Raw genomic sequence first — 13,323 nt, forward strand, 5'->3', positions numbered from 1 at the left:
GGGGATTATCTTGGCCAATCAGCCATCCAAAAAGGCGCAAAAATCGCCCCAAAGCACCGCTTCAGGGGCGAATAGCGATAAGTTACCCGTTATTGATGCCATTCCTGCAGAGGTGCACGATGGTGCGCCGGTTTCAGCAGATCCTGCGCCTTCGCCGGCGCAAGCGGTCCCCCAAACGCCGCAAGCTTCGCCAGCGCCAAAACCGCATCCCGTTGCGGAACCCCAAAAACGCGCGACCGGATTTGTGCCATTACTGCTGGGCGGGGTTATTGCCGGCGCGATCGGATTTGGCGTGGCGTCAGTGACCAGACCCGCGGCCGATACATCACAAGCCGATGCATTTGCGACGCAAGCCACTGAAATCGACAGCCTGCGCGCACAGATTGCGGCGATCCCTTCGGTTGATCTGACTGATATTACCTTGAAACAAAACGAACTTTCGGACGCGATTATCGCGCTTGAAACAGAAATGGCGCATGTAGTCGACGCATTGGCGGCGCGTGTCGAAGTGATCGAAAACCAGCCGCGCGTTGTCGGCGAAGGCGCGGCACCTGCGACAGCGGCCTATCAGGCAGAGCTTGACGCGTTGCGCGCCCAGATTTCCGAAATGACCGATATTGCGCAAACGCAATTGGCAACCGCGCGCGCCGAAGCTGCCGCAATTGAAGAAAATGCCGCGTTGGCGGCGCGCAATGCGGCAGGTCGTGTGGCCTTGTCGCGGGTGCAGTCGGGCTTGGAAACCGGCGCACCGCTAGGCGCCGCGCTTGGCGATCTTGAGGCAGCATTGGAACAAAGCGCGCCAGAAGGGCTGTTGGCGGTGCAGGATGGCGTGCCGACTTTGCAAGAATTGCGCGAAACCTATGCAGATGCGGCGCGTGCCGCGCTTGCGACCGCCCGCGCAGAAGGTGTTTCAGGCGAAAGCACAAGCGGGTTTGGCGCGTTTATACGTGATCAACTTGATGTGCGATCAACCAGCCCGCGCGAAGGTGATGATGCGGATGCGGTGCTTTCGCGTGCGGGCGCTGCGATAAATGCCGGAAGGCTTGCCGATGCGCTGGCGGAAATAGATGCGCTGCCCGAAGTTGTGCGCGCGGAAATGTCCGAATGGCGCGCGCGGGCCGATTTGCGCGCCGCGGCGCTTGCCGCTGTTGAACTGCTGTCCACAACCCTTAGTGACAATTAAAGGCGATAAAAATGCTCTGGTCTCTTATCAAAATTATTGCTTTCGTCGCTGCGGTGATCGCGCTGACCTATGGCGCGACGCAATTGGCCGATTTCGAAGGCGGCGCCACGATCGGTTTTGCGGGGGTCGAATTCACGCTAAGCACGCTTGAAATGGTGTTTGCACTGGTGGCCTTGGCGGTTTCTGTCTGGTTGGGGCTGAAACTGTTGGCGTTTCTTGTTGCGGGGTTCAAATTCCTGAACGGCGATGAAACCGCGATTTCGCGCTATTTCGACCGTAACCGCGAACGCAAAGGTTATGAGGCGCTGTCAGAGGGCATGATGGCGCTCGCCTCTGGCGAAGGGCATCTTGCGATGGCCAAGGCAAGCCGTGCCGACAAGTTCCTTAAGCAACCCGAACTGACGAACCTGTTAACCGCGCAGGCCGCCGAAATGACCGGCGACCATCGCAAAGCGGAAGAAACCTATAAGAAGCTGCTACAAGATGACCGGACCCGTTTTGTCGGGGTGCGCGGGATCATGAAACAAAAACTGTCCGAAGGCGACACCACAACCGCTTTGGCGCTGGCGCAAAAGGCTTTTGCGCTTAAACCCAAGCATGAAGAAACCCAAGATGTCCTGCTTCGGTTGCAGGCCGAAAAGGCGGATTGGGCCGGTGCGCGCCAGACATTGGGCGCAAAGCTGAAAGCGGGGAATTTGCCGCGCGATGTGCATAAACGCCGCGATGCCGTTCTGGCCCTGTCAGAGGCGCGCGACATTATGGACGCGGGCAAAACGATCGAAGCCCGCGAAGCCGCAGTAGAGGCCAACCGCCTGTCACCGGATCTGATTCCCGCCGCCGTCATGGCCGCGCGCAGCTATATTGTTGCAGATAATGCCCGCTATGCGACCCGCGTGCTTACCAAGACCTGGAATGTGCAGCCGCATCCCGACATTGCGACCGCCTTTGCCGAAATTGCCCCCGACGAGACCGCGCAGGAACGGCTGAAGCGGTTCCGCACGCTGACCAAAACAACGCAAGACCACCCCGAGACAAAGATGCTCTTGGCAGAGCTGCATATCGCAGCCGAGGATTTTCCGGCAGCCAAGCGGGCGCTGGGCGATCTGAATGACACGGATCCGACAGCGCGCAGCCTGACATTGATGGCCGCAATCGAACGCGGCGCAGGGGCCGAAGATTCGGTTGTGCGTGGCTGGCTGACGCGCGCGTTGACGGCGCCCCGCGGCCCGCAGTGGCTGTGTGAGAACTGCCAGCATATTCACGCGACATGGGCACCGACCTGCACAAACTGCGGCGCGTTTGACACGCTTGCATGGAAAACACCGCCCGCAGGCGAAGTCGCAATGCCGTCCGGTGTGGAAATGTTGCCGTTGATTGTCGGGCAGGATGCTGTGCAGAACCTGCCCGTGCCAATAGACGCGTCCGACGCCGAAATCATCGATCCCGATCCGGCGCCACCCCGCGACTAAACCGCTTTATTCGGGAATAATTGCACCCGGTGCCGCGATGACGCGTCCGGCCAAAGCGTGGCCGGCGGCCATGGCTTCGGGTGCGGTTTGCCCACGCGCGATTGCCGCCAGATAGCCCGCGTTGAAACTATCACCGGCGGCGGTTGTGTCGACGACTTTGATCGGCTCGGCGGGGGTCTTGAAGACATGCGCACCAGCAAGATCAAGCGGACCCTCTTCGCCGCGTTTCATTGCCCCGTTTGTCACGCCCAAGCCTCTGAGCCGCGCGGCGACCGCGTCTGAACCGGCGTCCCCGAAAAGCGCCTGTTCATCATCCGCAGATGGCAAGGCGATATCCACGCGTTGCCACATTTGCGTGTTGATATCGCGCGCGGTTGCGCTGTCTTCCCAAAGCTTTGGCCGGTGGTTGCTGTCATAGACTAACGTGCCACCCGCCGCGCTGAACCGTTGTGCCCAATCCAGCAGCGCTGCCCGCACGGCAGGCGGCAGGATTGCCATCGAAATGCCGGTCAGCAACACCATGTCAAACCCGTCAAGATCGTCAAAGGACACGGTACCACCCGGAGAAAACAACTGCCGCGCCGCCGCCGCAGAGCGCCAATAGCTAAAGCTGCGTTCACCGGTTGCGTCTGTATCAATTGCATATAGCCCGGGCATCTGGCCTTCGCGCCGTTCGATATATGTGGTGTCGAGCCCGTGGCTTTGCACTGCGGTGAGAATGCGGTCTGAATAGGGATCAGTCCCCAACGCCGTGACATAAGAAACGGTGATATCACTGCCCCGCAAGGCGCGCGCCAGATAGACAGCGGTGTTATAGGTGTCACCCGCAACGCCAACGCGGGCGCTGCCATCCTGATGCGCGATCAGTTCGATCATAACTTCACCGATGCAGGCGATTTTGCGGATGGGGCGTTTGGTCGTCATCTAGATATCTCCGAAAGTCAGCCGGACTTGATCCCAAGCCGCGGCAAGATGTGAACGCAACGCCGCTTCTGCGGCATCAGGATCACGTAAAAGAATTGCGTCCACAATCGCTGTGTGCGCAGAAAAATTGATACGGTTGCGGTCGGCAATCCGGGGCATCCGCCCCCATTGCGGCGCAAGCCAGGTGGAGTAGGCGCGGTGTATGGCCGGGTAAACAGGGTTGCCTGGAATGTTGTAAAGGACGGCGTGAAACTCTTGGTCAGTTTGGTAGAATTGCTCGCTATCGTCAATCGCATCACCATTGGCGGCAAGCGCGGCCTTTAACGCTGCGATATCTGTCTTTTTTGCGGATAGCGCTGCTTCGCGGACCAATGACGCCTCGAGCATGATGCGGGTGTTGAACAGATTGCGCACGCCACCGGGTTGTTGCAACAGATTGCCGACAATCGACCCCGCCGCATCAAGCGCCGCCTCGAAACCGGCTTTGCGGACAACAGGACGGTGCCGCGGCTTTGCCGTAACAAGCCCGTGGCTGGCCAGAACACGCACCGCTTCGCGGACAACGGTGCGGCTTATGTCGAATTCGGCCATCAGATCACGTTCCGCAGGCAACAGGTCGCCCGCAGCAAGAACACCGCTGTGAATACGGTTGGTAATCGTCTGTACGACGTTATCCGCTGCACGGCCTGTCATGAATCTCTGCCTCTTTGCTCGACGGTTTTGTATGATGAAAAGCCCAAGTTGTACAAGGTTATCCGGCTTTCTTATGAAGCGTCGGTTTTTGGTATGACAAGACAGCAGGTGCGCCCCATTGCTGCAGAAATATCAAACAGTTGCGCAGGCCTGTTTTTGCCACTGCCCAAAAATTTACAATATTTTCTTGATTCTATCGCGCGGCAAGTTTTGTATAGATTCGAAAGTTTATGCAAAATTTCGAACCAAGGGTGACGCGACATGGGTAGTAAGATCCGCAATATGGAAGAATTCGCCAAGGCCAGCGGTATATCGCGCCCAACCATTTCAAAGTATTTCAACGACCCGACAACTGTCCGTGCCTCGACCCGCGAACGTATCGAACAGGCGCTTGAGACATATGACTATCGGCCCAATATTTTTGCGATGAACCAAAACCGCAAACTGACCCGCAATATTGGTGTCGTTGTGCCGTCGCTTGCCGACCCGTTCTTTGCCGAGATCGCAAGGAACGTCGAACAGCGCTGCATTGATGCGGGGTATCGGCCGACGCTTTATAGTGCGCACGGCAGTCGCGACCAAGAGGTCGAGATTCTGGACAGCCTGCGTTCGCTCAAGCCTGCGGGGCTATTGATCGCGCCTTTAGGGCGCAATTCCGACAAGGCGATGATCGAAAAGTTCACCAAGAAAGTTCCAACCGTCCTGTTTGACAGCCATTTGCCAGACATCGGGCTATCTTTTGGTGGTTCGGATAATTTCCAATTTGGGCGATTGATTGTCGACTACCTGTGCCGAACAGGAGAGCCGCCCTGCTTTTTTGAAATGAAATTCCCCGCAAACCCGAACGCGAACAAGCGCCGGCAGGGCTATATCGCGGCGATGGAGGCGCTTGGCTACGCGCCGCAGGTAATCAGCGTCGAGGGCGAAGGATGGGCTTTCGAAGAAATCGGCCGCCGCGGCGGGCTGGATGTGATCGACAGCGCCGGTTTTCCCAGCAACACCGTTTTGTGCAGTAACGACCGTTTGGCCATCGGGCTTATCGCGGCCTGTTTTGCGCGGAACCAGCCCGTGGGATTCGCGGATGAAGGGGCGATTCGAATCGCTGGCATGGATGATCACCCGTTCTCGCGGTTCACTTGTCCGCCGCTAACCACAATTGCACAGGACTATGAAGCGATTTCGAAACACGCGGTCGAAACTTTGTTCAAAAAGCTGGAAGGTGATGAAGTTACAGACAAAGTTGTGCTTTTTGAGGGCAAATTAATCATGCGACAGTCCGCTTGAAGGCCAATCAAAACTTTCCGCGCGTAAAATTATAGTTGACCGCGCGAATACAATTCCTCAAGGTAAGGCCGTGGAGAAAAGCTTTCGGGAGGAATAATATGAAATCTTTGATGAACACCGCTGTCGGCCTGTCTATGACCGTTGCAACTGCATCAACTGCATTTGCGGAAGGTCACGCGACCGAGCTGACAATCGCGATCGTGAACAACGGTCACATGATCAACATGCAAACAGTCGCCGAAGCGTATACCGCTGAAACCGGTGTGACCCTGAACTGGGTATCGCTGGAAGAAGGCGTTCTGCGCGAGCAGGTAACATCCGACACCGCAACAGGTGGCGGCCAGTACGACATCATCAACATCGGCATGCAAGAAGCACCGATTTGGGGTGCTGCGGGTTGGATTGAGCCACTGAACTTTGGCGCTGACTACGACGTTGACGACATGCTGCCAGCAATGCGCAACGGCCTGTCCGCTGACGGCGTACTTTACGCGGCACCATTTTATGGTGAATCGTCAATGGTCATGTACCGCAAGGACCTGACTGACGCGGCTGGCGTTACAATCGCTGACAACGACAGCTGGGATAACGTGATGGCAGCAGCCGCTGCGATGCACGATCCTGACAACGGCGTTTACGGTGCATGTCTGCGCGGTAAGCCAGGTTGGGGCGACAACATGGCGTTCGTGACAACTGTTGTGAACTCATTCGGTGGTGCATGGTTCGACGCTGACATGCGTCCGACACTGGAATCAGACGAATGGAAAGCGGCGATCAACTTCTACGTTGACCTGCTGGGTACATACGGCCCTCCAGGTTCCGAAGGGAACTCTTTCAACGAGATCCTCGCGCTTTATAACGAAGGAAAATGTGGTCTGTGGATCGACGCGACAATCGCGGCATCTTTCCTTGAAGTAGACGGCGTTGCATACGCACAATCACCAAACGCGGGTAACCCTGTTGGTGCGAACTGGCTCTGGGCTTGGGCGATGGCTGTTCCTGCGGGCACAGACACTGCTGAAGAAGCCAAAGCATTCATCGAATGGGCAACATCCAAAGCCTATATCGAAGCTGTCGGCAACCACCCAGACTTTGGTTGGGGTTCAGTTCCAACAGGTACACGTGCGTCAACATATGCGATTCCTGAATTCCAAGCTGCTGCACCTTTCGCAGCTGCGGAACTGGCAGCGATTGAATCTGCGGCACCAGAAGCCACAGACATCAAGCCATATGTTGGTGTTCAGTTCGCTTCGATCCCCGAGTTCCCAGAAGTCGGTACAGCGGTCGCACAAGAAATCGCAGCGGCATTGTCCGGCGCGAAATCTGTCGATGACGCTTTGGCAGCCGCCCAGTCTGCCGCCGATGCAATCATGTCAGAAGCGGGTTACTACTAATCCCTTTGACTGATTAAGTTCAGGCCCGGTGAACACCGCCGGGCCTGTCCCCCCCCTAACGGTTTTATCGCTCGGGCTTGATCACGGAATTATTGTGCTACGTTGATCGCCAAGAGCGCCCGCTCAAAGAAAATTTACGCAATCCTGAATGAATAGGTGACCAGAGCTATGTCCAAAAGAACGCTCCCTCGTATCCTACAAACGCCAGCAGTCATCCTTTTGTTGATCTGGATGTTGGTCCCGCTGAGCATGACGCTCTATTTTTCATTCATTCGGTATGTGTTGAACAGCAATATCCGGCCTGAATGGACAACACCGGCGCTTAGCAACTGGCGCGGTTTCGGCAACTATGCCTATGTTCTAAAGGCCAAGGATTTTATCTTTGCGATCCAGAACTCGGTTCTGATTGTGGGCAGTATCCTGATCATCACGGTTATTCTGGGTCTCGGGATCGCGGTTCTGATCAACCGTAACTTCCCTGGCCGTGGTATCGTGCGGGTTCTGCTGATTTCGCCTTTCTTTGTGATGCCTGCTGTTAACGCGGTTTTGTGGATCAACATGATCCTTGATCCGGTGCTTGGCCTGCAAGGGATTGCCGTGGGCGGCATCAACAACCTGATCGACGGGCTGCGCGATTTCCCTGTGCTGGGCTGGTTCTTTAACCTATGGCCAACGTTTGAACCGATCTCGTTCCGCGCCACACAGACATCCGCTTATGCGGTGATCATGATGGTGGCCTGGCAGTGGACACCATTTGCGGTCCTGATTTTCATGACCTCTTTGCAGTCCGAAGATGAAAGCCAGAAAGAAGCGGCGACATTGGACGGCGCATCACCTTGGTCACAGTTTATCAACCTGACTGTGCCGCATCTGGCGCGTCCTATTGCGATTGTTGTGATGATCCAGTCGATCTTTCACCTGTCGCTTTACGCCGAGATTGAAATCGTCAGCCGCGGCAACGGCAACAAGAACCTGCCGTATCTGATCGGTGAATTCACATCCAACAACATTGGTGCAGCAAGCGCCACGGGCATCTTTGCCGTCATCCTAGCCAATATCATCGCGATCTTCTTGTTGCGCATGGTTGGCAAAAGCTTGATGGACTAGGGAGAAAGACAATGGCAGCTGTTACAGAACGTTCAAACTTTGGCAAAATCGCATGGCCCGTCGTGGCATGGATCGTCGCCCTTATCTTCTTTTTCCCGATTTTCTGGTTGGTGTTCACCAGCTTTAAAACCGATGCTGATGCGGTAAAGCCCGAACATTTGTTCCGCTTTACACCGACGCTGGAAAACTACACGAACATGACCCAGAACTATGATTACTGGCGGTTCGCGATCAATTCGGTCATCACATCGACCTTTGCGACATTGTTCGCGCTGTTTGTCGGGGTGCCAGCGGCCTATGCGATGGCGTTCAACCCCAGCCGTCACACCAAAGACATCCTGATGTGGATGCTGTCGACAAAAATGCTGCCTGCGGCCGCCGTGCTGTATCCGATGACATTCCTGACCAAGAATTTCCTTGGCATCTTTGACACGCATTTCCTGGTGATTGTGGTCTTGTGCCTGATCAACCTGCCGATCGTCATCTGGATGCTGTTCACCTACTTCAAGGAAATCCCCAAAGAGATCATCGAAGCCGGCAAAATGGACGGTGTGAATACCTGGGGCGAGATCAAGGATATCCTGATCCCGCTGGCATGGGGCGGTATCGCGTCCACGGCGCTGCTGACATTCATCTTTTGCTGGAACGAAGCCTATTGGACCGTGCGTCTGACCACTATTGACGCGGCAACCCTGTCCAAGCTGATCGAAGGCAACCGCGCACCCGAAGGTCTGTTCTTTGGCCGTCTGTCTGCGGTGTCCACAGCCGCGATTGCGCCCATCGTTATCCTTGGCTGGTTCTGTCAGAAACAACTGGTGCAAGGCCTGACATTCGGAGCGGTGAAGTAATGACTACCGCGATCTCTACAAAAATTGCCGCGACCCGCTATGACCGGTCCGCATGTGAAATCGGGATTGTCCACCTAGGGTTCGGTGCCTTCCACCGCGCGCATCAGGCGGTCTATGTCGATGATTATATGGACCGGACGGGCGATCTGCGCTGGGGCATTGCGGCGGTGAATTTGCGCGGCTCTGAATCTGCGCAATTCGCCGCGGCAAAGGCCGATACCACAGGCCATGACGGTTATTTTCTGAAATCCATTTCGGCGGATAACATTGTCGCAATCCGGCGCGTGCGGTCACATGTGAAATTTGTCGACTGGAGCATTGTACCGGCAGAGGCCGAGAATTTGCTAAGTGCGAAATCCGTGCATCTGGTGACAATCACCGTCACCGAAAGCGGCTATTACACCGATCCGAACGGCGACCTAAATGTTGCCGATCCACTGATAGCTGCCGAAGCCACAGGCGCACAGGCGCACAGCGTTTATGGCTATCTGCGCGCGGCATTGCGCGGGCGGATGCAGACAACGGCGGCACCGCTGACAATCGCATGCTGTGACAATATCCGCCAGAACGGCAAGATGTTGCGCCGCAATCTGCTGGCCTATCTGCACGCCTGCAAGGATACGGCGCTGGCTGAATGGGTTGCGCAAAACGTGGCATTCCCCTGTTCGATGGTGGACCGGATCACGCCCCGCAGCGCCCAAGAACTTTGTGATGAGCTTAGCGAGATCGTGGGCGCGAAAGTTACCGCGCCGATTATGGCCGAAGATTTCACGCAATGGGTTCTGCAAAGCAATTTTGCGGCTGACATGCCCGACCTTGCACGCGCCGGTGTGACCGTCACAGCAGATGTTGATCCCTACGAGGAAACCAAAATCCGTGTGCTGAATGGCGGACATACAGCGCTGTGCTATCTGGCCGCGCTCGAGGGTGTCGAAACCTTTGATGCCGCGATGCGGGTGCCGCATTTGAACGCGCATTTTCAGGCCTTCGAAACCAAAGAGGTCTTGCCGGCGCTTACTTTGGCGCTGCCATTTTCAAAAGACGAATATCTGCGCGATATCGCGCGACGTTTTGGCAATCAGGCGATTGGCGACACCGTTGCGCGGATCTGCGCAGACGGCATGGCAAAATTCCCGATCTTTGTGCGGCCCACGCTGGAAGGTTGCCTAAAACAGGGGATCATGCCCGTACATGCGATCCGCAGTATCGCAAGCTGGCATCAGTTTGCGCGGCTTGTCGCGGCAGGCAAGATCCCGTTCAAATATGTCGAACCGAGCTGGGACGATCTTGCGGCTATGCTTGGCACCGAAGACTTCGTTCAAAGCCAACAGCTTTGGGGCGATTTGCCTAAAACCTATCCTGCTTTCGCCGAAAAACTTCGGCATGAAATTTCTGAATTGGAGACACAATGGCCGGTCTAACTTTACGAAATGTCGTTAAGAAATATGGTGAAACACAAGTCATGCACGGTGTCGATCTTGATATCGAGCATGGTGAATTTGTCGTGTTTGTCGGCCCGTCAGGCTGTGGGAAATCAACGCTTTTGCGGATGATTGCCGGGCTTGAAGAAATTTCCGACGGGACTGTCGCGATTGGTGATACTGTCGTGAACGATGTTGCGGCATCAAAACGCGGCGTGGCGATGGTGTTCCAGACCTATGCTTTGTATCCGCATATGACGGTCTATAAAAACATGGCGTTCGGGCTTAAGCAGGCGAAAACCGATCCGGCTGAAATTGACCGTCGCGTCAAAGGCGCCGCCGAAATTTTGCAGCTTGGTGACTATCTTGACCGCAGCCCGCGCAACCTGTCTGGCGGCCAGCGTCAGCGCGTAGCGATCGGGCGTGCGATTGTCCGCGACCCCGAAGTGTTTTTGTTCGACGAACCGCTGTCCAACCTCGACGCCGCTTTGCGGGTGCAAACACGGCTGGAAATTGCGCGTCTGCATGAACGGCTTGGAAATACGATGATCTATGTGACCCATGATCAGGTCGAGGCGATGACATTGGCCGATAAAATCGTCGTGCTGCGCGACGGGCGGGTTGAACAGGTGGGTTCCCCGATCGAGCTATATGAAAACCCGCGCAACGCCTTTGTTGCGCAGTTCATCGGTAGCCCAAAAATGAACTTCTTTGGCGCCGGCGATATTGCCAGTACCGCCGCCGCCGCTCTGGGCAAAGATCTGCCATCCTCCCAAGAGGTTGGTCTGCGCCCAGAGCATCTGACAGTCTGTGATGCGGCCAATGCGGTGGTTTCAGGCAAGCTAGATATCGTTGAAAACCTTGGCGAATACGCGATGGTTCATATGATCACAGACAGCGGCGTGAGCTTTATCGCCAAGACAGAAAAGCCACCACAGGCGCATAAGGGCGATACGATCAACTTTACGATCAAGCCCGAACTTGCGCATTACTTTGACGCGCAGACCGGTTTGCGCGCCTAGCCAGAAATATCGCCGACCAGCGCACAAATTATGCGCTGGTCCGCCACCTTGCATTACGCGCTTGCTGTTTACGGCGTGAAACTGGCTTTCTTCGCTTGCATTGTGTTGTAATACCCAAAAGGCCGCGCCGTGGCGGCCGGTCTGGTGATGTGCTGTCACCGCGACAAGGGATTACAGATGAAAATCAACACAATTGCATGTTCGCCGATTGATGGGCAGGAACCGGGCACCTCTGGGCTGCGCAAGAAAACCCGCGTGTTTATGGCGCCCGGCTATCTTGAAAATTTCATCCAAGCGACCTTTGATGCGATTGGCGGCGGGCAGGGCAAGACCATTGTCATCGGCGGCGACGGGCGGTTTTTTAATACCCAAGCCATCCAGACGATCCTGAAAATGGCCGCTGCAAACGGGGTCACAAAGGCGATTGTCGGCGAAGATGGTCTTTTGTCCACGCCTGCCGCATCGCATCTGATCCGCTTGAATGCGGCTGACGGCGGCTTTATCCTTTCCGCGAGCCATAACCCCGGCGGCATCGACGAAGATTTCGGGGTCAAATTTAACGGGCAAAACGGTGGCCCCGCGCCCGAAGGCCTGACCGCAAAAATCTATGCGGCGACGCAAACGATCACGCAATATCAAACAGTTGAGGGCAATGATATTGATTTATCGGCGCTTGGCACAAGCGCCCTTGGCAATATGTCGGTCGATGTCGTTGACCCGGTCGCGAGCTACGCGACATTGATGCAGGAACTGTTCGATTTTGACGCAATCCGCGCCCTGTTCGCATCCGGATTTACGATGTGTTTTGACGCGATGCACGCGGTCACCGGCCCTTATGCGAAAACGATCCTCGAGGACACATTGGGCGCAGCCGCGGGCACCGTCGTGAACGGCACGCCACTCGAAGACTTTGGCAAAGGTCACCCTGACCCGAACCCAATTTGGGCGAAAACCCTGATGGATTTGATGATGTCGGACGCGGCGCCGGATATGGGCGCGGCCTCGGACGGGGACGGGGACCGGAACATGATTGTCGGGCGCGGAATTTACGTCACCCCTTCTGACAGTCTGGCCATTCTTGCGGCCAATGCGCATCTTGCGCCCGCCTATGCGCAGGGTCTTGTGGGCATCGCGCGGTCAATGCCAACCAGCGCCGCCAGCGACCGCGTCGCGCAAAAACGCGGTATCGCGCTTTTCGAAACACCGACTGGCTGGAAATTCTTTGGCAATCTTCTGGACGCGGGCAAGGTTACAATTTGCGGCGAAGAAAGCGCCGGCACAGGATCCGATCATGTGCGCGAAAAAGACGGGCTTTGGGCGGTGCTGCTGTGGCTGAATATCCTTGCCGTGCGCAAGCAATCCGTGGCCGAAATCGTGCATGATCACTGGGCGACTTACGGGCGCGATTATTATGCGCGCTGCGACTATGAGGCTATCGAAACCCAAAAAGCCAACGCGTTGATGGCCGCTTTGCGCGCAAAACTGCCGGATTTGGCGGGGCAAACCGTCGCAGGTTTGGAAATCTCGGGCGCGGATGAATTTTCCTATGATGATCCGGTTGACGGCTCTGTCAGCAAAAACCAGGGACTGCGGATCACATTCAAAGGCGGCGGTCGCGCAGTATTCCGGCTTTCCGGCACAGGCACGCAAGGCGCAACCTTGCGGCTTTATCTCGAACAATATTCGGGCCAGACCGGCACGGTAACCCGTGAAACCCTTGCAGCACTGCAACCCGTCCGCGATGCGGCGCTTGCTGTCAGCAATTTACAAACGATGATCAACCGCAACGCGCCCGACGTCATCACCTGAAACAAAACTGGTGACCCCGGCAGGATTCGAACCTGCAACCTGCCCCTTAGGAGGGGGCTGCTCTATCCAGTTGAGCCACGGGGCCTGTGCGCTTGGTCAATGCCTGTGTTTGTTCATCTGGTCAACGGGCCAAAGGGTCGCTAACAATGGTGGGCACAATGACAGGATA

Annotated in this window: 11 protein-coding genes and 1 tRNA gene; 9 read left to right on the forward strand and 3 right to left on the reverse strand. The window is 56.1% G+C overall.

What is annotated here, in order from left to right; translation table 11 throughout:
- Positions 1-10 precede the first annotated feature (10 nt).
- Together BM320_RS13890 and BM320_RS13895 are read left to right on the forward strand one after the other, a co-directional pair.
- Positions 11-1,183: a COG4223 family protein gene (locus BM320_RS13890; RefSeq protein WP_090201263.1), complete on the forward strand. Its 1,173-nt coding sequence runs from the start codon at positions 11-13 to the stop codon at positions 1,181-1,183.
- 11 nt (positions 1,184-1,194) lie between these two features.
- Positions 1,195-2,652, forward strand: coding sequence for a heme biosynthesis protein HemY (locus tag BM320_RS13895; protein WP_090201265.1), 1,458 nt, complete (start codon positions 1,195-1,197; stop codon positions 2,650-2,652).
- 6 nt (positions 2,653-2,658) lie between these two features.
- Here the strand turns inward: BM320_RS13895 and BM320_RS13900 are convergent, their stop codons facing one another.
- Positions 2,659-3,576 carry a sugar kinase gene (locus tag BM320_RS13900; RefSeq protein WP_242651062.1) on the reverse strand — a complete coding sequence of 306 codons (918 nt, stop codon included), beginning with the start codon at positions 3,574-3,576 and terminating at the stop codon, positions 2,659-2,661.
- Positions 3,577-4,269 (reverse strand): FCD domain-containing protein, encoded by a 693-nt coding sequence (locus BM320_RS13905; protein WP_090201267.1) that lies wholly within the window; start codon positions 4,267-4,269, stop codon positions 3,577-3,579. It abuts the gene before it with no gap.
- A gap of 261 nt (positions 4,270-4,530) precedes the next feature.
- Between BM320_RS13905 and BM320_RS13915 the strand changes: the two genes are divergently transcribed.
- The 7 genes from BM320_RS13915 (at position 4,531) to BM320_RS13945 (ending at position 13,154) form a co-directional block, all read left to right on the forward strand.
- Positions 4,531-5,553, forward strand: a complete 1,023-nt coding sequence (locus BM320_RS13915) for a LacI family DNA-binding transcriptional regulator (protein WP_090201270.1) — start codon at positions 4,531-4,533, stop codon at positions 5,551-5,553.
- A gap of 98 nt (positions 5,554-5,651) precedes the next feature.
- Positions 5,652-6,947 carry an ABC transporter substrate-binding protein gene (locus BM320_RS13920; RefSeq protein WP_090201272.1) on the forward strand — a complete coding sequence of 432 codons (1,296 nt, stop codon included), beginning with the start codon at positions 5,652-5,654 and terminating at the stop codon, positions 6,945-6,947.
- A gap of 249 nt (positions 6,948-7,196) precedes the next feature.
- Complete coding sequence (locus tag BM320_RS13925; RefSeq protein WP_242651063.1) at positions 7,197-8,054, forward strand: carbohydrate ABC transporter permease; 858 nt, start codon at positions 7,197-7,199, stop codon at positions 8,052-8,054.
- Positions 8,055-8,065: 11 nt separating this feature from the next.
- Entirely contained in the window at positions 8,066-8,902 is an 837-nt protein-coding gene (locus BM320_RS13930; protein WP_090201276.1) for a carbohydrate ABC transporter permease, read from the forward strand.
- Complete coding sequence (locus tag BM320_RS13935; RefSeq protein ID WP_090201278.1) at positions 8,902-10,323, forward strand: mannitol dehydrogenase family protein; 1,422 nt, start codon at positions 8,902-8,904, stop codon at positions 10,321-10,323. The genes BM320_RS13930 and BM320_RS13935 overlap by 1 nt, the downstream gene beginning before the upstream one ends.
- A complete protein-coding gene (locus BM320_RS13940; protein ID WP_090201280.1) occupies positions 10,311-11,345 on the forward strand; it encodes an ABC transporter ATP-binding protein in 1,035 nt (344 codons plus the stop codon). Before BM320_RS13935 ends, BM320_RS13940 begins: the two co-directional genes overlap by 13 nt.
- Positions 11,346-11,522: 177 nt before the next feature.
- Positions 11,523-13,154, forward strand: a complete 1,632-nt coding sequence (locus BM320_RS13945) for an alpha-D-glucose phosphate-specific phosphoglucomutase (protein ID WP_090201282.1) — start codon at positions 11,523-11,525, stop codon at positions 13,152-13,154.
- A gap of 8 nt (positions 13,155-13,162) precedes the next feature.
- On the opposite strand, the gene BM320_RS13950 is transcribed toward BM320_RS13945, so the two are convergent.
- A tRNA-Arg gene (locus BM320_RS13950) sits at positions 13,163-13,239 on the reverse strand.
- Positions 13,240-13,323: the final 84 nt, after the last annotated feature.

The sequence above is a fragment of the Yoonia tamlensis genome, assembly GCF_900115105.1.
Lineage (GTDB): Bacteria > Pseudomonadota > Alphaproteobacteria > Rhodobacterales > Rhodobacteraceae > Yoonia > Yoonia tamlensis.